This is a genomic window from Allobosea sp. 05T439 (assembly GCF_056396005.1).
In genome coordinates, this window is record NZ_JBFTKP010000004.1 from 57822 (window position 1) to 82560 (window position 24739).

Below are 24739 nucleotides of genomic sequence, written 5' to 3' on the forward strand. Positions count from 1 at the left end.
GGCGCGATCACTCCACCTTGGCGATCGCTTCGATCTTCTCGATGCCGCCGAGCTTCGGGGCGAATGAGATCCAGACCTTGCGGGCACCGGCCTCCCAGCCTGGACGATCCTCCGGTTGGACGAGCTTGCCCCCCTCGGATTGCGCCTTGGCCATCGATGCCTCCTCGTCGGCAAGGATGAGGTCATCGAAATAGGACGTGCCTTCGGCTGCCGCCTCGGACAGCGCCTTGCGATCCTCCGCCGTAAGCCCCTTCCAGAAGGACGCCGAGACATAGACGACGCCGCTCGCCCAGATATGCCCGGTCTCGATCAGATAGGGCACGACCTCGTGCAGCTTGAAGCCGACATAGGCCGATTTGGTGAGGTCCATGGCATCGACGACGCCGGTTTTCAGCGCGTTATAGGTTTCGGGGATCGGAATCGGCGTCGGATAGGCGCCGAGTCCCGACCAGAGCTCGGTATGAAGCGGGCTCTGGATTACGCGGATGCGCTTGCCCTTGACCGATTCAGGCGTCGTCAACGGCTCCTTCGCCAACAGGTGGCGCGCGCCGTAATTGATGAAGCCGAGCACGACAAAACCCTGCGCCTCGTATTTCGCCTTGAGTTCGGCGCCAAGCGCACCATCAAGCACGCGCTTGAGATGGCCACGATCGCGGAACAGGAAGGGCAGATCGAGGATCTGGCCGTCCGGCACCCAGGAGGAGAGCGCCGAGATCGTCGAAAGCGAGGCCTGGACCGAACCGAGCCTGATCCCTTCCGCGACCTCCTTCTCGCCGCCGAGTGCCGCGTTGCCGACGATGCGCAGATCGAAGCGGCCGGGCGCGGTCCTGTTCAGCGTCTCCGCGATCCTGCGCCAGATCTTCGTCTCTGGCTTGTCCTCGCCGAAGAGCGAGGCGACGGTCACCGGCCGGCCAGCGGCATGGACCGCACGAGCCGAGAGGAGCGCGGGCGCGGCAAGCAGGCCTGCGGCGACTTGGCGGCGGGTCAACGACATCAGAAGAACTCCTTGATGGAAAGCGGGAGCGACGGCCAGACGGCTGCACCGAGCGAGAGAACGGCGAGCGCCACCAGCAGCGAGCCGAGCAAGGGCAGCACAGCGCGGAAGACCGAGCCCGCGGGAATGCGCAAGATGCCGCTGACGACATAGACGAGGATGCCGAGCGGCKGCGTCAGCCCGTGGATCATCAGGTTGACGACGAGGATGACGCCGAACTGGATCGGGTCCAGTCCGGCCGCGACGGCGACCGGCAACAGCAGCGGACCGAGCAGCAGGATCGCAGCGCCGATATCGAGGAAGAGCCCCGCCGCCAGCAGCACGAGATTGGCGAGCAGGATCACCGCATAGGGACCGGCGCCGAGAGCGGTCACCAGGGCTGCCATCTGGTCCGAGACCCGGTCGACCGCGAGCATGAAGGCAAACGGCGCGGAGGCTCCGATGAGCAGGCCGACGGCCGCTGCCTCCGTCGCCGATTTCCGCAAGGCGGCGAAGACGGTGCGACCATTCAAGCTCCGTAGCGCGAGGCAGGTCACCAACGAATAGGCCACCGCGAGCGCAGACGCTTCCGTCACGGTCACCACGCCGAAGCGGATGCCGACCACCACGACGATCCCGAGTCCGATCGCGGGCAGCGCCCCGACAAAGCTTCGCACGCGCTCGACACCGGTCGCCTTCGGCGCAGCGTCGACGACATTGCGCACGCTGAGATGAATGCCGATGGCGAGAGCCAGCGCCAACACCCCACCAGCGATAAAACCGCCAACCAGAAGCGAGCCGACCGAAAGGTTTGTCGCAGTCGCCAGCAGCAGGAACGCGATCGAGGGCGGGATGATATTGTCCAGCATCGAGACGCCGGCGACGATCGCGCCAGCCTGCGCCGGCGGATAACCACGGGCGATCAGCGTCGGCGCCATCACCTTGGCCCCGAAGGCGGCATTCGCCACCGAAGAACCCGACGCCCCTGAGAACAGGACGCTCGCGACGAGCGCCGTCTGGGCGAGGCCCGCCCGCAGGTGCCCGACGAGCGCGCCGGCAAAGCGCACGAGCCGTTCCGCAAGGCCGCCTTCGGTCAGCAACTCGCCCGCTAACAGGAAAAAGGGCACCGCGAGCAGCAGGAACTTGCTGATCCCGGAGACCGTGTTCTGCACGATCGCTGGCTCGGGAAGCAGCCCGCCAAAGGCCCCTGTCAGCGAGACGCCGGCCAGCAGCGCGAATGGCAGAGGCGCGCCCAGGATCAGGCCAAGCCCGGCAAATCCGGCGGCGATGAGGCTCGGTGGCTCGACGAAGAGCCCGGTGACCTGCTGCGCCAGCAGGTAGGAGCCGGTCCCGACCGCAAGCGAAAGCGCTGCCGAGAGCCAGGAGCGGTCCAAAGCAGCGCGAGCCAGAACGACCAGCAGCGTCAGTCCGCCCCCGATCGCGAAGACGCCGAAGCGCAGCGACTCCGGCAAGCCCAGCACGGTCGAGACGCCGCCGACCTGCGCCGCGACCCCGGCGCCGCCAAGCGCGAGCACGAGTGAGCCATGCACGGCAAAACCATCGGCCAGGATCGCCGCCCCTCGCTGTCCCGAGGCCGGCAACAGCCTGACGATGACATCGAGCCGCATGGCAAGCGCGCTGGTCGCGGCAAGCGGCGCTCCGATGGCGATCAGCGCGGCATGAAGCCAGATCGCCAACTCGTCCGACCAGACGAAGCCGCCGCCGAAGACATACCGACGAATGACAGCCGCAATGACCACGCTGAACAGGATCGCGAGCAACGCCGCGCCCGCAATCTCGAGGACCGAGACGAGGCGCGACAGCGCGCGCGCGGCAGGGCGACGCAAAAGCCCGGGCGTTTCCGCCCTCACATCAGCCAAGGTTGTCATCACGCGTTCGCCAGGAGCTTAGCGCAGGGGCGAAAAGGCGGTCGGCCGCAGGATACGGCTTCGCATCTCGAGAACATAGGGCGCAGCCTTGGCGCGAAAGGCCTGCCAGGCAGGGTCGGCTTCCATTGCGGCACGCCGACGTTCGCGGTCGCCGGCATCCTCGAAGCGCCACATATGCACGACCTCGTTGACCACGCCGGTATCGGTGGTGAACCAGCCGATCAGATGGCCGAGATGCGAGACCTGCAGTTCCATGCCTTCGCGGACATAGAGGTCGAGATAATCGCGCACATGGGCGGGCTTGATGGCATAGGTGCGTTCGTCGAGGATCATGACTTAGCCTGCGGCTTTCGCTGAGAGGTCGCGGTCGAACAGGTTGGACCAGGTGAAGGCCGAGCCCGCCCGGGGAGTTCTTGCCACGTCGAGATGCGGCAAGACCAGTTCGGCGAAGCGGTAGGCTTCCTCGAGCAGCGGCATGCCGGACAGAATGAAGGTCTCGATGCCCGCCGCCTGATAGGCGCGCAACGTCCGGATCACGGTCTCGGGCGAGCCGACGATTGCAGTGCCGGGCCCGGGACGCACGAGCCCCAACCCAGCCCAAAGTCCTGGCGCAATCTCGAGGTCACGCGCGAATTTGGGCTTCAACCCGCCATGCAGTGCCGTCATCTTCTGTTGCCCGACTGAATCCGTGCCGGCCACGAAACGGGCATTGGCCGCGATGGCGGCGTCGTCCATCTGATCATGGAGATCCTGAGCCGCCGCCCAGGCCTCCTCGTCGGTCTCGCGGACGACCACATAGAGCCGGATGCCATAGTTCAACTCGCGGCCATGGGCCGCGGCGCGCGCCCGCACATGCCCGACCTTTGCAGCCATCTCGTCCGGGGTTTCGCCCCAGGACAGATAGGTATCGACATGCTTGGCAGCGACCTCGATCGCAGCCTCGGAAGAGCCCCCGAACCAGAGATCGGGCTGCACGATCGGATCAGCACCCGAGAGAGCGAGCTTGGCCTCGATCGTCTCGACATGGCGTCCCTTGAAGGTCACCGTTTCGCCGGCGAGGATGCGCCGGAACACAGTGAGATATTCGTCGGCCATCACGTAGCGCTCGTCATGGGGCAGCAGCATGCCATAGGCGCCGAGCATCTTGGCGTCGCCCGAGACGATGTTGAGCAGCAACCGCCCCTTGGAGAATTCCTGGAAGGTCGCGGCCATCTTGGCCAGCAGCACCGGCGGGATCAGCCCGGGGTGGATCGCCGTCAGGAAGCGCATTCGCTCGGTGAAGGGCAGCAGCGATGCGCCGAGAACCCAGACGTCATGCGCACCGGTCGCCAGCAGCGCGCCAGTGAAGCCGAGATGATCATAGGCCCGCGCCAATTGCTGCAGATAGGCATGATCCATCTTGCGGGCGCCGTCCTTCTTCCAGGGATAGCGGCCGTCAGGGGCGGTCAGATACCAGAGCACATTCATAGGCTTTGTCTCATGATTTGCAGTGATGCTTAAGCCGAAGCGGCGGCGTCTTCGAACCGGGAGAGGCCGAGCGCTCGCCGAAGAATGCCATGGCGGACGAGGCAGGCGGCCTCCTGCTCCTGTTCGGCCAGAACGGCGGCGTCGATCGCAGAGATGCGCCAATCGCGCGAGCGCAGAACGGCGAGCCATTGCGCTTCATCGACATCCCCCGATGCCGAGAGCTGGCGAGCAGCCGCTTCTGCATGGTCCTCAACGAAGCTCGCGATGCGCGCGATGTGCTTGTGGAAGGCGGCGATCTGGTTCGGCCGCCGATCGAGGACCGGACGATGCGTCCAGAACAGAGAGCGATTTGGGATGACGCCTCGCGTATCCGCCATGGCGACAAGCCCGCCTCGATCCAGCTCCACAGGCAGGTGAGGATCCATCGCGATCCAGGCCGCGACCTCGCCCTGCCGCAGAGCCCTTGCCGAAGCCACTGGCGAAAGATCGATGCGGTTGAAATCCGCAAGGCCCAGGCCAGCCCGTTCGGCGAGATGCGCCAGCAGATAGGTATGGAACGAGCCCTCGACGAGGGCGATCCGGCAGCCTTTGAGGCCTGCCAATGCGACCTCAGCCTCGTCCTTCCGCCTCAGGATGGCACCATTGGCCGGGCGCGGTTGAGAGGCCGCGAGATAGACCACCTCGAGCCCCAGATCCTGCGCGGTCAGCGGGGGCGTCGAGCCGGTGCCGCCGAGTTCGATCTCGCCGCCGGCGAGCAGTTCTCCGGTCGCGCGGCCATCGGCATAGTCGACGAACGCCCAGCGCTGATCGCCCTCCCTCTCCGCGAGCAGCCGCGCAAGGCGCAGATGCAGGTTGTTGGCATGGACCCCGACGCGAAGGCGGCCAGGCGAATGAAGACCGCTCATCTCGTCCCCTCAGCCAGCCGGGAAGGCGCCTTCGAAGACACTGGCCGAAAGCGGATTGCGCTGGCTCGGAACCTCGCGGGCCTGCAGTGCCTCGGGCAATTGCGCCTTGTCGCCCACCTTGCCGATGGCGACGGCCGCCTCGACCCGATAGCCGCCGGGAACATTCAACTCCACCGCAGCCCGCTCAAGATCGAGCCCCGCCATGCCATGCGCCTGCCAACCCGAGCGGGTCGCCTGCAATGCGAGATGGGCCCAGGCCGCACCGGCATCGAAGGAATGAGTGTGGGAGGCGATTTCCTCGACCTTGCCCGGAACGGCAAGCGTCGACTTCGAGACGATCACGACGAGTGCCGCCGAGTCCTTGGCCCATGACGCATTGAACGCATTCAGCAGGCCTAGCAGCCGATGCCAATGGGCGGAGGCACGCCGGGCATAGATKAAACGCCAGGGCTGGGAATTGTACGAGGATGGCGCCCAGCGCGCGGCTTCGAACAGAGAGAGCAACTCGGCTTCGCTGATCTCATCGTCACTGAATGCACGAGGCGACCAGCGTTCGAGAAAGAGTGGATCGATCGCATGGTCAGCGGCGCGGTCATTGGCAGTCGTCGGCATGATCCGGATGTCCGTGAGGCAGTATTGAGAAGTATGACACCAAAGCACTGAGGCAGGTTCGCCGCAGAATTGCGAACGTTCGGGCAGGGAACRTCCGCGATAACGCTCTCACGACTGGCCGAGCGAGCCTTCGCCGCTTACGAAGACCGCCTGATATCGTGCAGAAAGCATCGAGCTTGGACCGGCCCCGGTCAATAGAATTGTCTGTTTAAACGAACGATCGATTTGGAAGATTCTTTACGAACAGCCTCTAGATACGAGCAACCAATTCTCCATTGCCGTTTGCCGTTGGGGAATGCAGCCCAAAAACCCAAATCTGCCGCACGATCACCGCACAAGAATCCGTCATGCCGAACGAACGTGAACTTGCCCTTCCTTCCTCTGACGCTCCGCCCGGGTTCTTCTCCGGCCGCCGCGAGAAAAATTCCGACAGCAGGCGGAACCTTTGCGTCGCTGCGGCGTTTGCGGCGAAATGCGGGAGGTTGCGGTCATGAATGGCGTGGTGTTCGCCTCGGCAGTCGTCCTTTGCGGAGGCATCGTTTCGGTCCTCACCGGGAGTATTCCCACCCACGGATTTTTCGCTGAGTTTGTCTGGTCAGGGCTAGCCTTGGCTGGGCTGATCACCATCGCAGGCATCGAAGCCTCGAGCTGAATTCTTGTCTGCTCTTTGGTGTGAAAGGCGCCCTTCGTTACGAAGGCTCGCGCTGCATCCTGCTTGCTGCTTCGCCCCGGCCAGAGTTGAGCGTAGGATCGTCTGCGCTGTCCGAGCCTTGCCACCAGGCATAGGCGGGTTTTGACCAGACTTGAGGTGGCGGCCGCCGCCGGCCTCGCAGCCCACGGTCCAGATGGGAGTTCGCGATGAATACAGCCAACCTGCAGCTAGAAGGCCTGCTTGTCGCCGTAGCCGAACTCACGCGCCTGCTGGTTCGCAAGGGACTTGTCGAGGAAGCCGAGGTCGAGTGGGCGCTGGACCGTGCGGAAACGAGCCTCCGCTCCGACCACAGACGCATGGGCCAACTCCGKGAGAGCAATGCCGACGCCGTCACATTCCCCGTGCGCTTTCTGAGCGCCGCCTTGAGGAATACCGGGGACTCCCCGCTCTCCTTCTCGGAACTGGCGTGTCATGTCGGGCAGTCGAAGCCGGCCCGGGTGCCGCAGCCTCCTCACCCTGCATCCTGACATCGGCTTCGACTTCAAATCTCCACCACCGCAACGCCGAAATGCCGCAATCGCCTCCATACCATGAGCTAGCTTATGATATGGAGGCCTGAGCATGCGGCGCCCACTCAAGCGCGAACTCGTTTTCCAGCTTCTCGAGACCTCCCGACAACTGCGCAGCTATGTCGACCAGCGCGCACGGGAAAATGGCACGACCCGCGCGCAATGGAGCGTGCTGGCTCGTCTGCGCCGCGCGGAAGGTCTCAATCAGGCCACGCTCGCCGAGATGCTCGAGCTGCAACCGATCTCGTTGACGCGCCTGCTTGACCGGCTGGAAGGCCAGGAACTCGTCGAGCGCCGCCTTGATCCCCAGGACCGACGCGCACGGCTCCTGCACCTGACCTCTGCGGGTCGAAAGCTCGTTGACGATCTCGATGCGCTGCGCGCAGAGATCGCCGGCGAGGTACTCGACAGTATCGACGAACCTTCTCTCTCGACGACCCTCGCGACACTCGCATCTGTCCGGGACAGGCTGAGGCACGGAGCCCCGGAGCGCGCCGAGACGAAGCCAGCCGCGCGTCGCGTGCCTGCTGGCAGCGCCCTTTGAGTTGCGCGGAGTAGGCTCGATGAAAGGCTCAAAATCACTCTGGGTGATCGCCATTCTCGCCGTGGGCGCCGTCGGCGCCGGCCTGTGGCTGAAGCTCCCAAGCGCAAACCAGGGCAAGGACGGCGGCTCCCGCGCCACCACGACGCGCAGCGAAGCACCCGTTTCGGTCGTGACCGCCAAGGCGACAACGGACGACGTCCCCGTACATAAGCGGGCTATCGGCTTCGTCGAATCCCCTGCGATCGTCACCGTCAAATCGCGGCTCGACAGCCAGATCATGGAGCAGCACGTCAAGGACGGGCAATTCGTTAGGGCCGGCGACCTGCTCTTCACACTCGACGACCGCGATCTGCGCACTCAGATTGCCAGGGATCAGGCTGCTCTCGCCCGCGACCAGGCGACCCATGACCGTGCCCAGGCCGACCTTGCCCGCTTCCAGCAATTGCTGGCGAAGAACGCCGGCACGCAGCAATCCGTGGACCAGGGTATTGCCGATGAGAAGACGGCAGCCGCGACGATCCTGGCGGACAAGGCAGCGCTTGAGTCAGACATGCTCAAGCTGAGCTATAGCAAGATCACCTCACCGATCGATGGACGAGCGGGCGCCGTGCTGGTCACGCCGGGCAATCTCGTCAGCGCCAACAGCGCGGGCCCGGGCCTCGTCACGATCACGCAGGTCAAGCCGATCCGCGTCGCCTTCACCTTGCCCGAACGCGAGGTACCCATGCTGCAAGCGGCGCTCACGGCCGGCAAGGTTCTCAAGGTCACCGCGAAACCCGCCGACTCGCCGCGCCCGCCGGCAGAAGGAACCCTCACCTTCGTCGATTCCAGTGTGGACATCGCTTCCGGCACCATCGCGGCCAAGGCTGCTTTCGCCAATGCCGACCTCTCGCTCTGGCCAGGCCAGTATGTCGATGTCGCAGTCGAGGCCGACAGGCTCGACAATGCCACGATCATTCCGACGGTCGCCGTGCAGGTGGGGCAGAAGGGCTCCTATGTCTATGTCATCAAGCCGGACGACACGACCGAGCTGAGGCAGGTCAGCATCGCCCTCGTCGATGGCGACAGGACGGTGATCACGGACGGTGTTGCGGCAGGCGAGCGCGTGGTCGTCGACGGCCAGATGCGGCTCAAGCCCGGAACCCGCGTCCGCGAGCGCGCTCCCCCCGGAGCGGATACCAAGCCCGCGGCAGGCAAGGAGACCATCGCCGACGGAGGTCGGTCATGAGCATCTCTGGCTTCTGCATCCGCCACCCCGTGGCGACCATCCTGATGTCGGTCTCGCTGGTCCTCGCAGGGCTCTTCGCCTATCGCTTCCTGCCGGTCGCGGCCCTGCCCCGCGCCGAATTCCCGGTGGTGAACGTCTCGGCGCAACTGCCCGGCGCCTCTCCCGACACCATGGCGACCTCGGTCGCGACGCCCTTGATCAAACAGTTCGCCACGATCGCCGGCATCGACAGCATTGCGACGACAAATTCCCAGGGCGCAACCTCGATTGCCATCCAGTTCGTACTCAATCGCAACATCGATGCCGCCGCCGCCGATGTGCAGGCCGCGATTGCGCGCGCCCAGAAGCAGCTGCCGATCGAGATGACCGCGCCGCCGAGCTATCGCAAGGTGAACCCGKCCGACGCGCCGATCATCCTGCTCGCGCTGAAGAGCGATATCATCCCGCTCTCGCAACTCGATGCTTTCGCACAGCAGGTGATCTCGCCTGCCCTGTCGACTGTCGACGGCGTTGCGCAGGTCCTGATCTTCGGCAGCCAGAAATATGCGGTGCGCATCCGCATCGACCCGACCGCGCTGGCGGCTCGCGGCATCGGCGTCGACACCTTGCAGAATGCGATCACCTCCGCCAACGACAATTCTCCGGTCGGCACGGTGCAGAACGACCGGCAGCAGCTGACGATCCAGGCCAGCACACAGCTCGCAAATGCAGCCCAGTTCGCCGATGTCATCATCGCCACGCGCAACGGCAAGCCCGTGCGCCTCGGCGATGTCGCGAAGGTGATCGACTCGGTCGAGAATACGCAGACAGCCAGCACCTATGACGGCATGCCGGCCGTCGTGCTCGCAGTGCAGCGCCAGCCCGATGCCAACACCGTCGACGTCGTCGACAGGGTCAAGGCCATGCTGCCGGCGTTCCGCGAGCAGTTGCCGGCGGCAGCGCAACTGGCGCAGCTCAATGACCGCTCGACCTCGATCCGCGCCGCGGTCGAGGATGTTCAGTTCACGCTGGGGCTGACCATCGTTCTGGTCATCATGGTGATCTTCGTCTTCCTGAGAAGGCTCACCGCGACCCTGATCCCGGCAGTTGCCGTGCCGATCTCGATCATATCAACGCTCGCGGCGATGTATGTGCTCGGCTTCTCCATCGACAACATCTCGCTGCTTGGCCTGACGCTCTCGGTCGGCCTCGTCGTCGACGACGCCATCGTCATGCTCGAGAACATCGTGCGGCACATGGAAGAGGATGGGCTCTCAGCCTTTGACGCAGCTCTCAAGGGCTCGCGCGAAATCGGCTTCACCATCATCTCGATCTCGCTCTCGCTTGTCGCGGTCTTCATCCCCGTGCTGTTGATGGGTGGTGTCATTGGCCGGATCTTCAACGAGTTCGCGGTGGTCGTCACCGTCGCGATCCTCGCCTCGGCCTTCGTGTCCCTGACACTGACGCCGATGCTCTGCTCGCGGCTGTTGACCAACGCCGACCAGCACGCTCCCGAGCACGGCCTTGGCCATGTGCTCGAACGCGGCTTTGAGAGCGTGCTCCGCGGCTATGACCGCGCGCTGACTCTCTGTCTGCGTGTGCAGCCGCTGATGCTTGCTGCCTTCTTCGCAACAGTGATCGGCACGGTCTGGCTCTTCCAGACCGCGCCCAAAGGTTTCTTCCCGCAAGAGGATATAGGTCAGCTCCAGGTCGCGACGGAAGCGAGGCAGGATATCTCATTCCCCGCGATGCAAAGGCTGCAGAAGGAGGTTGCCGACGTCTTCCGCAACTCGCCCTATGTCAGCCATGTCGCGTCCTCAGTCGGAGGCGGAGGCGGCGGTGGCGGCAGCGGCGCGCTCAATGCCGGGCGCCTCTTCGTCGAGTTGAAGCCGAGAACCGAACGTCCTGCGCTGCAGACCGTGCTCTCCGACCTGCGCAGGCAGCTCGCACAGGTCGCCGGCATCAACGCCTTCATGACACCGGTTCAGAACCTCAATATCGGCGCGCGCGCCTCCAAGAGCCAATATCAGCTCGTGGTGCAAGGCCTCGACCAGACGCAGATGAACGATTGGGCGCTGAAGCTCGCCGATGCGATGAGCCAGGATCGCGCGACCTTCACCGACGTCACCACCGATCTCCAGAACAACGCCCTGCAAGCGACCCTGGTCATCGACCGCGACAAGGCAAACTCACTGCAGATCGGCGCCGACACCCTGCGCTCGACGCTGTATTCCGGCTTTGGCGTTCGTCAGGTCTCGACCATCTTCACCACCGGAGACAGCTATGAGGTGGTTGTCGAGTTCGACCCCGCTCTTGGCTGGACGGCCGACAAGCTCGACGCGATCCGCGTGCGCGCCAGCAATGGCCTGCTTGTCCCGCTCGGCTCCTTCACCCGCGTCGAGCGCACGGCGGGGCAGCTGACGGTGAACCAGCTCGGCCAGCTTCCGGCGGTGACCATTTCCTACAACCTCCCTGCGGGCGTCGCGCTCGGCGACAGCGTGACCAGGATCAACACCATCAAGACGGAGCTTGGGTTACCGACGACGCTCTCGACGACGCTTGCCGGCACCGCCAAGACCTTCCAGGATTCGCTCGCCAACCAGGGCCTGCTGATCGCCGGCGCGATCCTGACGATCTATATCGTGCTCGGCATCCTCTATGAGAGCTTCATCCATCCGCTGACGATCCTGACCGGCCTGCCATCGGCGGCCATCGGCGCCCTGGCCGCGCTGCGTCTCTTCGGCCTCGACCTGTCGGTGATCGCKATCATCGGCATGCTGATGCTGATCGGCATCGTCAAGAAGAACGCGATCATGATGATCGATGTCGCGCTCGTGCTGCAACGCGAGGGCGTGCCCTCTCAGGATGCGATCCACCGCGCCTGTCTGATGCGCTTCCGCCCGATCCTGATGACGACGCTGGCGGCGCTGATGGGCACCTTGCCGATCGCACTCGGCGCCGGCGCCAGCGCCGAGCTGCGTCAACCTCTCGGCATCGCGGTGGTCGGCGGACTGCTGATCTCGCAGGTGCTGACGCTCTTCATCACGCCGGTGCTGTTTCTCTACATGGAGCGCGTGTCGAAGGCGCTGACCATCGCGAGATGGGCGAACCCGAAGCCGACTACCGCCGCCGTGCGGGAGAGAACACGTCCGACATGATCAATGCGTCGGCCGTGCTTGGGCTGAACGCGGCCGGGATATCGTAGACCAGAACGAGGCGAAGCAGCGCCTTGACGTCCACGTCATGGGGCATGGCGGCAAGCGGATCGGGGAAGAAGATCAGCACGTCGATCTTCCCCTCGGCGATCATCGCTCCGATCTGCTGATCGCCGCCGAGCGGGCCACTCTTCACTGTCTCGACACTGACATCGGGGTGGCTCTGCTTCAGCACAGAACCCGTCGTCGCCGTGGCCACAAGCCGATGCGCGCTCAGAACCTGGATGTTTCGCGTCACCCAGGCCGCAAGATCGGGCTTCTTGCGGTCATGGGCGATCAAGCCGATGCCGAGGCGTTTCGTCATGTCCGCCTTCCCTGTTCCAGCCCCGCGCGGGCTCAGACGACGCTGTCGCGCTCGGGCACGGGCTCGCCGCGCGAGACACGGGCGATGTTGTCGAACATCCGCTTCACCGTCGGGGCGAAATTGTCGGATGCGATCGCCGCCAGATGCGGCGTCACCACCAGATTGTCGAGCCCGAGCAGGGGGCTGTCAGCCGGCAGCGGCTCGATCTCGAAGACGTCCATCGCGGCGCCGGCAATCTCCTTCGCGCGCAAGGCCTCGATCAGGTCGTTCTCGGCGACGACGCCGCCGCGCGCCACGTTGATAAGCACCGCCGTCTTCTTCATCGCAGCGAAGGCAGACTTGTCGATCATGTTCGCCGTCTCCGGCGTCAGGGGGCAATGCAGCGAGACGACGTCGGACTTCGCCAGCAGTTCTGCCAGCGAAGCGTGCTTCGCGCCAAGCTCGACTTCCTCTGCGGCGGAGAGCGGCTGGCGCTTCGAATACAGGATCGTACAGCCAAAGCCCTTCAGCAGCTTCGCGACATTCTGGCCGATGGCGCCAAAGCCGACGATGCCAACCGTCTTGCCGGACAGGGTGAAGGTGTCGCCCGGCAAGCGCCCGCCACGCCAGTCCCCCTTCTTCAACTCGGCATGGCCGAAGGAAATATGACGCAGGGCCGAAAGCATCAGCCCGAGCGTGAACTCGGCGACCGGCACGGCATTGCTGCCCGTGGTGCGGGMAACCTTGATGCCAAGCTGCTTGGCGGTCTGGGTGTCGAGATTATCGACCCCGACGCCCCATTTGTGGAGCAGCTTGAGCTTCTTCGCCGCCTTCAGCACCTCGGCATTGACGCCGACCTGTCCCGCGATCGCGTATTCGGCCTCCGCGATGATTTCCTTCATGTGGTCGTCGCCGCGCGCCGTGCCATGCGTGAGGACGAAACCCGGCGGCAGGAGCGCCCTGAGCTTGTCGGCGCGTTCAGGCGCCATGGGATCGAGGACGACGATGGTTTCTGACATGATGATGGTCCGATTGGCTTGAACGAAATCAGGCAATGGTGAAGCGGACGCCGGCGCGCGCCAGCCCGCCGGAGATCGCGACGGGCGTGCCATCGGCGCGCCAGCAGGCGGCGCCGGTGAGCGTTCCGTCGGAATTGAAGCCGATGGCATTCATGCCGCCGGCGACACGCTGCACGCGTGCGATCTGATGGCCGCGCGCAGTCAGTTCGCTGGCGACCGAATCCGGGATCGCGCTCTCGAGTTCGAGGGCTCCACCCTCCGTCCAGACACGCGGCGCCTCGACGGCCTCCTGCAGGCTCATGCCGTGGTCGATCAGGTTGACGATCGCCTGCAGTGCCGAGGGGAAGATGCGCAGGCCGCCGGGCAGGCCGAGCGCGAAGGCAAGCTTGCCATCGCGCAGGACCATCATCGGCGCCATCGAAGTGAAGACCCGCTTGCCTGGCGCGATCGAGAGCGCGCGGCCGGGATGTGGATCGAAATTATACATATAGTTGTTGGTCAGCATCCCGGTGCCGGGGATCTGGGTGCAGGCGCCGAACAGGCCGTTGATCGTCTGGGTGGTCGCAACCACATTGCCAGCCGCATCCGCTACGGTGACATGAGTGGTGTTCGCGGATTCCCCGGCGCTGAGACCGGCCGCCCAGGCCTTGGTATGGGCCATGTCGATATCGGCGCGGCGCTCATCGGCGTAGGACTTGGCCGTCAGACGCTCGATCGGCACCTTGACGAAGGCCGGGTCCGCAGTCGCCACCGCCCGGTCGGCGAAGGCGATCTTCAGGGCCTCGGCAACGAGATGCACGGCATCGCTCGAGCCGAAGCCGAGCGCACCGATATCGTAGCCCTCGAGGATGTTCAGCATCTGCACGATATGGACGCCGGACGAGGATGGCGGCGGCGGACCGAGGATCTCGAAGCCGCGATAGCGACCCCGAACCGGCTCGCGCTCGATTACCTTGAAGGCGGCGAGGTCGGCCTGGTCGATCAGCCCGCCATTGGCCGCCATGAAGGAGGTTAGCGCCGCGCCGAGCGGGCCATCATAGAGCGCCGAGGGGCCGGTTTCGGCGATCAGCCGCAGGCTCGCGGCATAATCGCCCTGAACCAGCCGCTCCCCCGCCGGCAGCGCCTTTCCGCCGGGCAGGAACAGTTTTGCAAGGCCCGGATCGCGTGCGAGATCCGGCGCGCAATCCGCGATGCAATCGGAGAGATAGGGGCTGACCACGAACCCGCGTTCGGCCAGCCGGATCGCAGGTTGGAGCACATCGGCGAGCGGCAGCGTGCCGAAGCGCGCCAATGCCTCGCACCAGCCGACGAGCGCACCGGGAACCGCGACGGCCTTGGGGCCGACGAGGTTCTCGCGGTCACGCGTATCTCGCGCCTTGCCGACCTCGTGCGACAGCGCCTCATACATGTCGGCACTGGCCTTGCCCGGCGCGGTCGACAAACCGTCAAGCACGAGATGACGACCGTCAGCCAGCCGGATATGGGCAACGCCGCCGCCGAGCACGCCGACCATCATCGGTTCGACGACGGTGAGCGCGAACAGCGAGGCGATGGCCGCATCGATGGCATTGCCGCCCGCGAGCAGCATGTGCGATCCCGCGGCCGAGGCGAGCGGATGATTGGTGACGACCATGCCGCGCGAGCCGGTGGCCGACAGCTTCTCGCAGGTGAAATTGGCGACGCGCGGGCCGCGCAGCTGGGCGTTCATCGTGTCTGTCCTCAGCCGTTCTGCTTCAGCGCCTCGAGCACCATCTTGGTGGCGCCGGAGATGTCGCCAAGCTTCTCGCCGGCCTTGACGCGCGCCTGAGTGCGCTCGCCACGCTCCTGCCGGGCCAGCGCCGCGTCGGCAATCGCCTCGGCCTCTCCTGCCGGCAGCACCAGCACGCCGGACTCGTCCGCGAGGATGATGTCCCCGGCCCTTACCGCGACATTGCCGCAGGAGATCGGCAGGTTCAGCGTGCCGCCGAGATTGTAGAGCCGGGTCGTGATCGGCGACATGCCGCGGCACCACATCGGGAAATCGCTGTCTTCGATCTCGGTCAGATCCGTGCAGGGGCCATCGACGATGCCGCCCATCGCGCCGGCCGCCTTGGCCGCCACGGTGACGCCGCCGCCCCAGCAGGCATGCTTGTCATCGCCGAGTCGATCGACCACGAGGATGTCGCCGGGGCGCAGAAGCCCGAGCGCGTGGTGCAGCAGCGTCGAATCCTGCCCGGGAATGGCAAGCGTCACGGCTGCGCCGGCGATACGCTTGTTGCGCAGCAAGGGCTGGATGCCGCGGTCCATGAATCCCCAGTGCTGGGAATGGCCGATGGTGGCGGTTTCGACGCGGCTGAGCTTCTCGGCAAGGGCCGGCGAGATCTGCTGCGGCATGGGTTCGATGCGGTAGTCGGGCATGGTTCTCTCCTATTGGCCGACGGCGCGCGCGACGCCGACGAGACGTTCGACCAGAACGACGATGATGAGGGTCGCGACGATCAGGATCACCGACAGGGCCGCGACGAGCGGATCGGTGCGTCCTTCGACATAGCGCACCATCTCGACCGGCAGCGTCGAAGCGCGCGGACCGGAGAGGAAGAGCGAGATCACGGTCTCGTCGAAGGACAGCAGGAAGGACAGGGCACCGCAGGCAATCAGGCCGGGCGTGGCAAGCGGCAGCGTCACGCGCCAGATCACCCGCCAGGGCTTCGCGCCCAGCGTCGCGGCAGCCGCTTCGATATCATCCGGCAGCGTCGAGAACGCCGTCGTCATCATCCGGATCACGAAAGGCAGGGTCACGGTCATGTGGCCGAGCACAAGCCCGGGCAAGGTCGCAGTCAGCCTGAGCGGGGTGAAGAACAGCAGAAGCGCGAGGCCGACAATCAAGGTGGGCAGCAGCAACGGTGCGAGAAAGAAGTTCTTCAGCGCCTCCTGGCCGCGAAACCGCCCCTTGTCGAGCGCCAGCGCCGCCGGCACGCCAAGCAGCAGCGACAGCGCCGTGACCACGCAGGCGATCTGAGCGCTGAGGACGACGGCATTCAGCAGCGGTGTGTTGCCGGCGAGTTGCTGGAACCAGCGCAGCGAATAGCCGGACGGAGGGAACAGGATGAAATTGTCCGCCGAGAAGGCGAGTGCCACGACGACAACGATGGGCGCCAGGATCAGGGCGTAGACGATACCTGCGAGCGTCGAGAGGACGGGTCCGGCGCCATTCATCGTTGCAGCCTCCGCGCCGCGACATTGGAGAGCACCAGCAGCGCCAGCAGCAGCACGAGCGTATAGATCGCCAGTACGGCGGCGACCGGCCAATTGGTGTTCGTCGTCGCTTGCTCGAAGATCTCCGTCGCCAGCACGAAGACCCGACCGCCGCCGAGCAGTTTTGGCGTGATATAGGCCGACATCGAGAGCACGAAGCCCAGGCCCGCCGCGAGCGCGAGCGCCGGCAGGCTCAGCGGCAAGGTCACCCGCAGGAACGTGCGCAGCGGCGTGCAGCCCAGGCTGCGCGCCGCCTCCTCCAGCGTGCGGTCAAGCCGGCCGAAACCGGCGAGCAGCGCGAGGATCATGTAGGGCATGATGCTCTCGGCGAGGCCGATGGTGACGCCCGTCCAGTTGAAGACGAGGCGCATCGGCGTCGAGATCAGCCCAAGCCACTGAGCAAGGGAATTGACGAGCCCACGATCGCCCAGGATGGCGAGCCAGCCGAAAACACGCACCACGCCGGAGACCAGCATCGGCATGATCGCGATCACGGCCAGCAGGCCACGAAAGCGCGACTGCGTCCGGAACAGGAACAGCGAGACCGGATAGGCCATGCACAGCGCGATCAGTGTCGCGCTCAGAGAGAGCCAGAGCGAGTTGAGCGTCAGCTCGATCGTGAAGGAATCAGCGAGGACTTCGCTGGTCGTCTTGAGCGACCAGGCCTCGATCATCGCCCCCGTCGGCCCGACCTCGTTGAAGGCGGTGCGAAACAGGCCAAGGGTCGGCCAGACATAGACGGCGAGAAGAAGGAGCGCCGCCGGGACGACCAGCCAAGGCAGGCGCGAGCCGGCGGTCATGTTGCCTCGCGCGGGAAGAGCAGCGTGTCTCCGGCCTGCCAGAGCACGGCGACCTCGGTCCCGGCCGCTGGCGGCTTCGTGCCGGATTGCATCTCGACGCTGAGCTGCCCCCCTGCCCCCTCGACGATGACCTCGACATGATCTCCGACGAAGACGCTGCGCAGAACCCGGCCGGTCAGCCGAACCATGCCCTCGCCGGACGGTTCACCGGTTGAGGCGAGCCGGATGCGCTGCGGCCGCACGAAGACGTCGATCTCGCCGCCGGCCGGAGCGGTGGCCGGCAAGGTCACTCCCCAGACGCTGATGGCGCCCGCCTCATTTCGCAAGGCCGGCAGCACATTGGCGCGCCCGACGAAGTCGGCGACGAAGCGGGTCGCGGGCCGCTCGTAGATATCCTCCGGCGTGCCGATCTGTTCGATCCGCCCGCGCTTCATCACCGCGATCCGATCGCACATCGTCAGCGCCTCGACCTGATCGTGCGTGACGAAGAGCGTGGTGATGCCGAGCGAACGCTGGATGTCGCGAATCTCGTGGCGCATCGCGTCACGCAGCTTGGCGTCGAGATTGGACAGGGATTCGTCGAGCAGCAGCACGGACGGGCGAATGACGAGCGCCCGCGCCAGCGCCACGCGCTGCTGTTGACCGCCTGACAATTCGCGGGGGCGCCTGCCCTCGAGGCCGGCAAGGCGCACCATGCCGAGCGCCTCTTCGACGCGCCGCGACGTCTCAGGGCGCGGCACGCGCCTTTCCTCGAGACCGAAGCCCACATTGCGGGCAACGCTCAGATGCGGAAACAGCGCATAGGACTGGAAGACATAGCCCATGTTGCGCTTATGAGCCGGCTGGCGCGTGATCTCGGCACCGTCGAGGCGGATCGAGCCCGCGTCGGGATCGATCAGGCCGGCAAGCATGCGCAGCGTCGTGGTTTTGCCGCAGCCGGAGGGGCCGAGGAGAGCGACGGCCTCGCCCTTCTCGACCGAAAGCGCGACGTCATCGACGGCGACGGAATCGCGGTAGCGCTTCTGCAGGCCGGCGAGTTCGAGATAGCTCATGGCAGGCTGCGATCCCGGCTCAGCGACCTGCCGCAGCGATGACTTCGCGCCGCCAGCGATTGTTCCACTGGTCGCGCATCTTCAGAACCTCGTTCCAGTCGACGCCGATCATCCGGCCCCGGCTTTCCGGGGCGGCAGCGGTGCGCGCCAGCGCCTTGGCGTCGATCGCTGCCTTGGCGTTTGTCGGCGCATAGAACATCCGCTCGGTGAAAGCCTTCTGCGCAGCTTGCGCCAGCGCAAAATTGACGAAGGCAACCGCGGCGGCCCTGTTCTTCGAGCCGGCAGTGAGGTTGATGGTGTTGATCTGGAAGACCGATCCTTCAGGCGGCAGCAACGCGGCGATCTTGCCGCCGGTCTGGTCGCCATAGAGCTGCGCACGGGCGTTCCAGCCGGTCGCGACTTTCACCACTCCGTTCAGGATCAGCGAATAGCCATCGGGATTGGGCTCGAACGTATTCACCGAAGGGGCGAGAGCGCGCAGCTTCTTGATCGCCGCATCGATCGACTTGCGGTAGTCGCCGCCCTCCATCTTCTCGACCATTGCGGTGAGCGCGAGCCCCTGGATGTTCGGCGGCGCCGCAAGCGCGACCTGCCCCTTGAGGTCCGGCCGCCAGAGATCGGCGAGCTTCTCGATCGGCGGCTTCAGATTCTGCGTGTCATAGACGAGCACGAGATGGTCGAAGGTCACGGCCGGGCCGTAATCGCCTCCGGCCGCGCGGGCCTCCGGATGGAGTTCGTTCAGCGACGGAACTTCGGAGGGCGTCAGCTTCTCGAACAGTCCCTCGATATTGCCGATGCTGGAGGTGGTGACATCCATGATTGCCACATCGACCTGCGGATCAGCCTTCTGGGCTCGGACGCTGCCGACCATCTGGGCCGAGGTGCCGCCCGGCACATAGTTCACCTTCACGCCGGGAAAGGCCTGCTGGAACGGCTCGACCACCGCCTTCACGTAGTTGTCCTGGAAGATCCCGGAATAGGACATCAGCGTGATCGAGCCGCTGAGCCCCTGGGCCCTGACGAGAGCCGGAGCGGCGATGGTCGCAAGCCCGGTCTGAAGAACAAGACGACGTGTCGGCATGGAAGCTTCCCCTCTTGTCATGGCCGCATGCGAGGCAGCCGCAATGTCGTAGCCAGCGCCCACCGGCTTGTCATGGCGCGGCGGCGCTGGAGACCCATGCGCCGCCGTAGGGATATCAGCGGGGCAGGCTCAGCCGTCGACCTTGCTGGCGAAATGGGCCACGAAACGGGCGCAGATCTCGGTGAGCTTCTCGGAGAGCGCAGCCCCCGTTTCAGCCGAGCACAGCTTCGGATCCCCCTTGGCGACGCCAAGATTGTAGACCTCGTCATACTCATTGGGCATCGCCACCTCGGCGCCCTCGAAGCTCGCCGTGCCAAGCCCGGTGAACTGCAGGTCGAGCACGGGATCGCGCTTCAGCGGCTGGCCAGCCGGGATCAGGTCCTTGCGCATCAGCTCCGGGAACAGGTGCAGCCCGAGGCTGGTCAGCGGATCGGCACCATGTCCAGCGACCGCAGCCGCCTTCTCCGCGCCGAGAATGCCCGGCAGCAGCCCGTAGGCGATGCGCCAGAGATAAAGGCTCGGCAGGACGATCTGCTCGCGCTGGTAAAGCTCGCGCGCCACGTCGGAGATCGGGCCGACATTGCCGCCATGGCCGTTGATCACGATGATGCGCGTCAGGCCATTGCGATGCAGTGAATCCACCATCTCGGCGATCACCGCCGTCAAGGTCGATTGCGAAATGGCAATGCCACCGACCATCGGACCGAACCAGTCGGCGCCGCCGAAGGGCAGGACGGGAGCAACCAGCGTGMGCACGCCGCGCTCCGAGGCGCGGATGGCCGCGAGCTCGGCGATCTTCTCGGCGAGAAGATAGTCGCCCATCGGTGCGTGCGGGCCCTGATCCTCATGGCTGCCCATCGGCAGCAGGATGACGGGGTTCTCTTCGAGGATCTCCCGTGCCTCTCCGCCGGTGATCGTGCCCATGTGAACGAGGGGAGTAGTCTTGGTGGCCATTGGCTTCATCCTGGATATGCGAGGGAGTTCGCGGTGAGGATCGTCATGGGAAGGCTCTGCCTCTCAGCGGTCGGCGGTTCGGGGATCGACCGCGTCGCGCAGGGCATCGCAGAGCAGGTTGATGGCGAGGATGGTCAGCGTCAGCGCCGCGCAGGGCCAGAGCAGCAGCAGCGGCGCCTGCTCCATCGTAGCGCGCGCGCCCCTGATCATCAGTCCCCAGGAGGGCGCCGGCGGAACGACGCCAAGTCCGAGAAACGACAGGCCGCTTTCGATGACGACAGCGGCCGCCACTGTCAGGGACAGCTGCACCAGGAGCGGGCCGGCAATATTGGGAAGCACGGTGCGGAGCAGGATACGTCGGGGCGTGGCGCCGAACGCCCGCGCCGCCTCGACATATTCGCGCGACCGCACCGCGAGCACTTCGGCATAGGCCACGCGTGCGAAGCCCGGCAGATAGAGAACCGACAGGACCAGGACCAGCGTCGCCGCGCCCGGCCCGAGCAAGGTGACGACCAGCAGGGCGAGCAGCACCGGCGGAAAGCACATGATGATCTCGACGCTGCGCACCGTCAGGAACGCGCCAAGCCCCTTGCCCCAGCCCCCGATCAGGCCGATCGMGGTGCCGACTGTTCCCGCAACCAAGGCAGCGACGAAGGCGACGCCCAGACTTGTGCGCGCGCCCCAGATTAAGCGCGACAGCACATCGCGGCCGAATTCGTCACGGCCGAGCCAGGAGCCTGCGCTCGGCGCAGCGAGCCGCCGGGCAATGTCCTGCCTGACCGGATCCGGCAGGCCGAGAAACGGAGCGGCGAGAGCGATGAAGATAATCAGCGCGACAAAGGCGCCGGGAAGCCAGAGCCGTTTCATCCCGCCTGCACCCTCGGATCAACGATCGCGTGAAGAATCTCGACCACAAGGTTGATCAACAGGAACAGAACCGAGATGGTAAGAATGATACCGACCACCATCGGATAGTCGCGCGCCTCGACGGCCCGCAGCAGCGGCGTCGACAGGCCCGGCCAGTTGAAGACGTATTCGACGAGCACGGTGCCGCCCAGCAGGGTTCCCATTTGCAGGCCGAGTACGGTCAGCACCGGGTTGAGCGCATTGCGCAGCACATGGACGACCAGGATGCGCGCCTGCGAGAGGCCCTTTGCGCGAGCGGTGCGGACATAGTCATTGGCGAGTGCATCCAGCATCGAGGCGCGCGTCATCCGGAACAGGATGGCGGCCAGCCCCTTGCCGACTGCGATGGCCGGAAGCGTAAGCAGTTTGAGATGCTGGACCGGGTCCTGTGTGAAGGGCACGAACCCGCCGGCCGGCATCAGCCGCAGGGTCTGCGCCATCAGCAGCACGAGCAATGTGCCCACCACGAAAACCGGCACGGCCAGCAGGAGCGCTGTGACGCCAGAAGCGATGCGATCGAAGCGCCCGCCCCGATGAAGGGCCGCATAGACGCCGGAGGGCACGCCGACCGCGATACCGATCAAGGTGCCGGCAAGAATGAGCTCCAGCGTGCGCGGCAGGCGCAGCGCGATCTCGCTCAGCACCGGATAATCATCGACCAGGGAATGCCCGAGATTGCCTTGCATGAGGCCGGCGAGGAACGCGCCATACTGCGCAAGCAGCGGCCGCTCGAGCCCAAGCTTTTCACGCAACTCCGCGACAGCCGCTGGATCGGGTGAGATCCCTCCCGTCGAAAGCAGCAATTCGGCGGGGTCGCCCGGCACCATGTGCAGGGCGAGAAAGACGATCGTTGCAACGACCCAGGCGAGGCCGAGCGAAACCGCAAGGCGGCGCGCGAACCAGGTCACGCTCATCCGAAATAGGTCTCTTCGAGCGTCGCGCCCGATGAGGTGGTGAGCGCGCCGGGCAGGTTGGTGAAGCCCATCACGCTCTTGTCCATGCCATAGCCTTGCGAGCGCCAGGCGAGGCCGACCAGGGGTACCTCCTCGAGCGCCGCGCGCTGCATCTCCTTGTAGATCTCGACCCGCTTGGCCTGATCGAACTCGGAACGCCCCTTGGCGAGTGCCGCAATCGTGCGCGGAGCATCGACCTTGAAAGAGCGGCCATGGGTCGGCGACAACGAAGTGTCGAGGACCACGGTAAGGCCATCAGGGTCGTTGTTGTCCGACGAGACGCCGTGGATCGCCATGTCGTACTGGCCGCGCGTGCCGCGGCTCACCCGGGTCGACCAATCCGGCAGCTGCAGCTCGCACTGGATGCCGACGGCGGCCAGATGCTGCTGCACCACCTCGGCCGTATCCTTGTGCATGCCGAACTGCGAGGTGGCGAGCAGCGTCGACTGGAAGCCGTTGGCGAACCCGGCCTCGGCGAGCAGCGCCTTTGCCCGGGCCGGATCATAATTCCAGCCATGCGCCAGTTCCTTGTCATACCAGGGCGTGCCTTCGACGATCGGCAGGCCCTCGAGCGGCTTGCCGCGCCCGAAGAAGGCGGCCTTGACGATATCGTCGCGCTTCACGGCATGGGCGATGGCCCGGCGCACGCGGGGATCGTTGAAGGGCGGCTTGGTGCCGTTGAAGAGGATGTCCATGAACGGCCCCTCGACCGAATCGAGCTTCAGCCTGGAGTCGGCCTCGACCGCGGACATCGACTGCCACGGCACATACTCGATCATGTCGACATCGCCGGACTGCAGCGCGGCGAAGCGCAGGTTCTCGTCGGCATAGACGACGAACTTGATGCCCTTCACCTTCGGAAAACCCGGCTTGTAGAACTTGTCGAAGGCGACGAGATCGAGCGAGGTCCCGCGCTCCTGTCCGGCCAGTTTGAAGGGGCCTGCTCCGACCGGCTCGTTCGGCGCCGATTTCCGCCAGATCACGAAAGTGTTGTAGTTGCCGAACCAGCTCGGCAACGTCGCCTGCGGCAGCGTGGTGACAAGCCGGATGGTCTTCGGGTCGGGAATCTCGATGCGCTCGATCCCCTGAAACTGGGTGCGCATATAGGCGGTCGACTTCTCGCCGGCGATCTGCTCGATCGACCACTTCACGTCCTCGGCCGTGACCGGTTCGCCATTATGAAAGACGCAGCCCTGCCGCAGCTTGAAGACCCAGGCGCCATCGCTGTCGCGCGACCAGGACTCGGCCAACTCGCCTCGCAACTCGCCCTTGCTGTCATAGGACACGAGGCTGCGATGCGTGAGCATCTTCACCGTGCCGGCCGACGCCCCGGTGCTGACCCAGGGCTGAAGATTGGGCGGAAAGGCGGAAAGCCCGTAGCGCAGGATACCGCTCGCACGCTGCGCGCGCCCCGGCATCGACATGAACGGCAGGGCAAGCCCAGCCTGGAGGATGGCACGACGCGTCGTGGTCATGAAACGATCTCCCCGCACCGGGCCTCGAAGGTCGCCGGTCCCTTTACAAGTAGCGAGTTKAAAACTTGTCTGTCAACGCACGCCTTGCGTGATTATGCGCCCCTGCACGCTCAAAAATAACGCGATTCGATAGTCGTAGAGCCAGGTCGCTTTGCAGGTGCAGCAAAGTATGTAAATCTGTTTACAAGTGAACTTGCCAAGTTCGTGATGACCTGGAACAGAAGGCGCCCGTGTCTCACCGCCCGAAACTGAGCGACGTACTCTATGCAGACATGCTTGAGCGCCTCCGGCGCGGCGAAGTCTTCGCCGATGGAAAGCTGCCCTCGGAGAACGAACTGAGCCAGGAGTTTGGCGTCTCGCGGCCGACGGTGCGCGAGGCATTGCGGCGCCTGCGCGATGACGGCCTGATCCATTCCCGGCAAGGCGCCGGCAGCTTCATCGCGGCAGTGCAACCGCAGCTGACTGCGCCGCCGCCCCGCGCTCCCCTGAGCAAGGACGAAGGCATTCGCACGATCTCGAATGTCAGACGCGTCTATCAGTTCCGGATCGCACTCGAAGGCGAGGTTGCCTATGCGGCCGCGCTGCATCGCAGCGAGGCCGATATCGCCGCGATCCAGAAGGAACTCGACGCGATCCACCTCGCGATCAAGACGGGCCGGATCGGCGTCCAGCAGGACAGCGATTTTCACGCAGCGATCGCACGGGCAACCCAGAACCCCTATTTCGAGGCCGCTCTGGCCGCTGTGAGGTCTCAGGTCGATTTCGTCATCGACCTCGCCCGCAGCTTCTCCGTTCTGCAATCGGCCGAGCATCTCGCCATGGTTCAGCGCGAGCATGCGGCCGTCTTCGAGGCCATCCGCGACGGCGACGGCGTCAGGGCGCGCGAGGCGATGCAGGCCCATATCCGCAATGCCCAGGAACGGGTCTTCGACGGCATCCATTTCTGAAG

The 24739-nt window shown here is 65.3% G+C and carries 24 protein-coding genes; 6 read left to right on the forward strand and 18 right to left on the reverse strand.

From position 1 onward, the window contains the following. Positions 1-7: 7 nt before the first annotated feature. From AC1DIO_RS05855 to AC1DIO_RS05880, 6 genes are read right to left on the reverse strand one after another with little or no spacing between them, the layout of a single operon-like run. Positions 8-994: a TRAP transporter substrate-binding protein gene (locus tag AC1DIO_RS05855; protein WP_441489860.1), complete on the reverse strand. Its 987-nt coding sequence runs from the start codon at positions 992-994 to the stop codon at positions 8-10. Further along, positions 994-2862: a TRAP transporter large permease gene (locus AC1DIO_RS05860; RefSeq protein WP_476853234.1), complete on the reverse strand. Its 1869-nt coding sequence runs from the start codon at positions 2860-2862 to the stop codon at positions 994-996. Before AC1DIO_RS05860 ends, AC1DIO_RS05855 begins: the two co-directional genes overlap by 1 nt. A gap of 18 nt (positions 2863-2880) precedes the next feature. Then, entirely contained in the window at positions 2881-3195 is a 315-nt protein-coding gene (locus tag AC1DIO_RS05865) for an NIPSNAP family protein (protein ID WP_043235378.1), read from the reverse strand. 3 nt (positions 3196-3198) lie between these two features. After that, positions 3199-4329, reverse strand: a complete 1131-nt coding sequence (locus AC1DIO_RS05870; RefSeq protein WP_441489858.1) for an LLM class flavin-dependent oxidoreductase — start codon at positions 4327-4329, stop codon at positions 3199-3201. A 29-nt stretch (positions 4330-4358) separates the two neighbouring features. Beyond that, positions 4359-5234: an ABC transporter substrate-binding protein gene (locus AC1DIO_RS05875; protein WP_441489857.1), complete on the reverse strand. Its 876-nt coding sequence runs from the start codon at positions 5232-5234 to the stop codon at positions 4359-4361. Between the two features lie 9 nt (positions 5235-5243). Continuing rightward, the gene (locus AC1DIO_RS05880; protein ID WP_476853235.1) at positions 5244-5846 is read right to left on the reverse strand and encodes a nitroreductase family protein; all 603 of its coding nucleotides are present in this window, start codon (positions 5844-5846) and stop codon (positions 5244-5246) included. A gap of 490 nt (positions 5847-6336) precedes the next feature. Here AC1DIO_RS05880 and AC1DIO_RS05885 point away from each other — a divergent pair, with 490 nt between their 5' ends. The 5 genes from AC1DIO_RS05885 to AC1DIO_RS05905 all read left to right on the forward strand — a co-directional run bounded on the left by AC1DIO_RS05885 (position 6337) and on the right by AC1DIO_RS05905 (position 11976). Then, positions 6337-6498 (forward strand): hypothetical protein, encoded by a 162-nt coding sequence (locus tag AC1DIO_RS05885; protein ID WP_441479381.1) that lies wholly within the window; start codon positions 6337-6339, stop codon positions 6496-6498. A gap of 206 nt (positions 6499-6704) precedes the next feature. Beyond that, positions 6705-7025 (forward strand): hypothetical protein, encoded by a 321-nt coding sequence (locus AC1DIO_RS05890; protein WP_441505849.1) that lies wholly within the window; start codon positions 6705-6707, stop codon positions 7023-7025. A 94-nt stretch (positions 7026-7119) separates the two neighbouring features. Further along, on the forward strand, positions 7120-7611 hold the full coding sequence (locus AC1DIO_RS05895; RefSeq protein WP_441505850.1) for a MarR family winged helix-turn-helix transcriptional regulator: 492 nt from the start codon (positions 7120-7122) through the stop codon (positions 7609-7611). A 19-nt stretch (positions 7612-7630) separates the two neighbouring features. After that, positions 7631-8839, forward strand: coding sequence for an efflux RND transporter periplasmic adaptor subunit (locus tag AC1DIO_RS05900; protein ID WP_441505851.1), 1209 nt, complete (start codon positions 7631-7633; stop codon positions 8837-8839). Beyond that, positions 8836-11976, forward strand: a complete 3141-nt coding sequence (locus tag AC1DIO_RS05905; protein WP_476853236.1) for an efflux RND transporter permease subunit — start codon at positions 8836-8838, stop codon at positions 11974-11976. The genes AC1DIO_RS05900 and AC1DIO_RS05905 overlap by 4 nt, the downstream gene beginning before the upstream one ends. On the opposite strand, the gene AC1DIO_RS05910 is transcribed toward AC1DIO_RS05905, so the two are convergent. The 12 genes from AC1DIO_RS05910 to AC1DIO_RS05965 all read right to left on the reverse strand — a co-directional run bounded on the left by AC1DIO_RS05910 (position 11939) and on the right by AC1DIO_RS05965 (position 23790). Next, complete coding sequence (locus AC1DIO_RS05910) at positions 11939-12337, reverse strand: methylglyoxal synthase (RefSeq protein ID WP_441505853.1); 399 nt, start codon at positions 12335-12337, stop codon at positions 11939-11941. The genes AC1DIO_RS05905 and AC1DIO_RS05910 overlap by 38 nt on opposite strands. A 32-nt stretch (positions 12338-12369) precedes the next feature. Then, the gene (locus tag AC1DIO_RS05915; RefSeq protein ID WP_476853237.1) at positions 12370-13335 is read right to left on the reverse strand and encodes a 2-hydroxyacid dehydrogenase; all 966 of its coding nucleotides are present in this window, start codon (positions 13333-13335) and stop codon (positions 12370-12372) included. 28 nt (positions 13336-13363) lie between these two features. Next, complete coding sequence (ggt, locus tag AC1DIO_RS05920) at positions 13364-15043, reverse strand: gamma-glutamyltransferase (RefSeq protein WP_441505855.1); 1680 nt, start codon at positions 15041-15043, stop codon at positions 13364-13366. An 11-nt stretch (positions 15044-15054) separates the two neighbouring features. Continuing rightward, positions 15055-15732, reverse strand: a complete 678-nt coding sequence (locus AC1DIO_RS05925) for an RraA family protein (protein WP_441505856.1) — start codon at positions 15730-15732, stop codon at positions 15055-15057. Positions 15733-15741: 9 nt separating this feature from the next. After that, entirely contained in the window at positions 15742-16530 is a 789-nt protein-coding gene (locus AC1DIO_RS05930; RefSeq protein WP_441505857.1) for an ABC transporter permease, read from the reverse strand. Then, entirely contained in the window at positions 16527-17369 is an 843-nt protein-coding gene (locus AC1DIO_RS05935; protein ID WP_441489847.1) for an ABC transporter permease, read from the reverse strand. Before AC1DIO_RS05935 ends, AC1DIO_RS05930 begins: the two co-directional genes overlap by 4 nt. Further along, on the reverse strand, positions 17366-18421 hold the full coding sequence (locus AC1DIO_RS05940) for an ABC transporter ATP-binding protein (RefSeq protein WP_441505858.1): 1056 nt from the start codon (positions 18419-18421) through the stop codon (positions 17366-17368). The genes AC1DIO_RS05935 and AC1DIO_RS05940 overlap by 4 nt, the downstream gene beginning before the upstream one ends. A 19-nt stretch (positions 18422-18440) precedes the next feature. Beyond that, the gene (locus AC1DIO_RS05945; protein ID WP_441505859.1) at positions 18441-19502 is read right to left on the reverse strand and encodes an extracellular solute-binding protein; all 1062 of its coding nucleotides are present in this window, start codon (positions 19500-19502) and stop codon (positions 18441-18443) included. A 129-nt stretch (positions 19503-19631) separates the two neighbouring features. Then, positions 19632-20456 (reverse strand): creatininase family protein, encoded by an 825-nt coding sequence (locus tag AC1DIO_RS05950; RefSeq protein WP_476853238.1) that lies wholly within the window; start codon positions 20454-20456, stop codon positions 19632-19634. Positions 20457-20519: 63 nt separating this feature from the next. Next, the gene (locus AC1DIO_RS05955) at positions 20520-21323 is read right to left on the reverse strand and encodes an ABC transporter permease (RefSeq protein ID WP_476853239.1); all 804 of its coding nucleotides are present in this window, start codon (positions 21321-21323) and stop codon (positions 20520-20522) included. Further along, complete coding sequence (locus AC1DIO_RS05960) at positions 21320-22276, reverse strand: ABC transporter permease (protein ID WP_441489843.1); 957 nt, start codon at positions 22274-22276, stop codon at positions 21320-21322. Before AC1DIO_RS05960 ends, AC1DIO_RS05955 begins: the two co-directional genes overlap by 4 nt. Next, complete coding sequence (locus AC1DIO_RS05965) at positions 22273-23790, reverse strand: ABC transporter substrate-binding protein (protein WP_441505861.1); 1518 nt, start codon at positions 23788-23790, stop codon at positions 22273-22275. Before AC1DIO_RS05965 ends, AC1DIO_RS05960 begins: the two co-directional genes overlap by 4 nt. A gap of 230 nt (positions 23791-24020) precedes the next feature. Between AC1DIO_RS05965 and AC1DIO_RS05970 the strand changes: the two genes are divergently transcribed. Then, the gene (locus AC1DIO_RS05970) at positions 24021-24737 is read left to right on the forward strand and encodes a FadR/GntR family transcriptional regulator (RefSeq protein WP_441505862.1); all 717 of its coding nucleotides are present in this window, start codon (positions 24021-24023) and stop codon (positions 24735-24737) included. Positions 24738-24739: the final 2 nt, after the last annotated feature.

Bases quoted from the DNA above. Each gene is read 5' to 3' on its own strand.
- AC1DIO_RS05855 (WP_441489860.1), bottom strand. From the start codon at position 994: ATGTCGTTGACCCGCCGCCAAGTCGCCGCAGGCCTGCTTGCCGCGCCC.
- AC1DIO_RS05865 (WP_043235378.1), bottom strand. From the start codon at position 3,195: ATGATCCTCGACGAACGCACCTATGCCATCAAGCCCGCCCATGTGCGC.
- AC1DIO_RS05870 (WP_441489858.1), bottom strand. From the start codon at position 4,329: ATGAATGTGCTCTGGTATCTGACCGCCCCTGACGGCCGCTATCCCTGG.
- AC1DIO_RS05875 (WP_441489857.1), bottom strand. From the start codon at position 5,234: ATGAGCGGTCTTCATTCGCCTGGCCGCCTTCGCGTCGGGGTCCATGCC.
- AC1DIO_RS05885 (WP_441479381.1), top strand. From the start codon at position 6,337: ATGAATGGCGTGGTGTTCGCCTCGGCAGTCGTCCTTTGCGGAGGCATC.
- AC1DIO_RS05895 (WP_441505850.1), top strand. From the start codon at position 7,120: ATGCGGCGCCCACTCAAGCGCGAACTCGTTTTCCAGCTTCTCGAGACC.
- AC1DIO_RS05900 (WP_441505851.1), top strand. From the start codon at position 7,631: ATGAAAGGCTCAAAATCACTCTGGGTGATCGCCATTCTCGCCGTGGGC.
- AC1DIO_RS05910 (WP_441505853.1), bottom strand. From the start codon at position 12,337: ATGACGAAACGCCTCGGCATCGGCTTGATCGCCCATGACCGCAAGAAG.
- ggt (WP_441505855.1), bottom strand. From the start codon at position 15,043: ATGAACGCCCAGCTGCGCGGCCCGCGCGTCGCCAATTTCACCTGCGAG.
- AC1DIO_RS05925 (WP_441505856.1), bottom strand. From the start codon at position 15,732: ATGCCCGACTACCGCATCGAACCCATGCCGCAGCAGATCTCGCCGGCC.
- AC1DIO_RS05930 (WP_441505857.1), bottom strand. From the start codon at position 16,530: ATGAATGGCGCCGGACCCGTCCTCTCGACGCTCGCAGGTATCGTCTAC.
- AC1DIO_RS05935 (WP_441489847.1), bottom strand. From the start codon at position 17,369: ATGACCGCCGGCTCGCGCCTGCCTTGGCTGGTCGTCCCGGCGGCGCTC.
- AC1DIO_RS05940 (WP_441505858.1), bottom strand. From the start codon at position 18,421: ATGAGCTATCTCGAACTCGCCGGCCTGCAGAAGCGCTACCGCGATTCC.
- AC1DIO_RS05945 (WP_441505859.1), bottom strand. From the start codon at position 19,502: ATGCCGACACGTCGTCTTGTTCTTCAGACCGGGCTTGCGACCATCGCC.
- AC1DIO_RS05960 (WP_441489843.1), bottom strand. From the start codon at position 22,276: ATGAGCGTGACCTGGTTCGCGCGCCGCCTTGCGGTTTCGCTCGGCCTC.
- AC1DIO_RS05965 (WP_441505861.1), bottom strand. From the start codon at position 23,790: ATGACCACGACGCGTCGTGCCATCCTCCAGGCTGGGCTTGCCCTGCCG.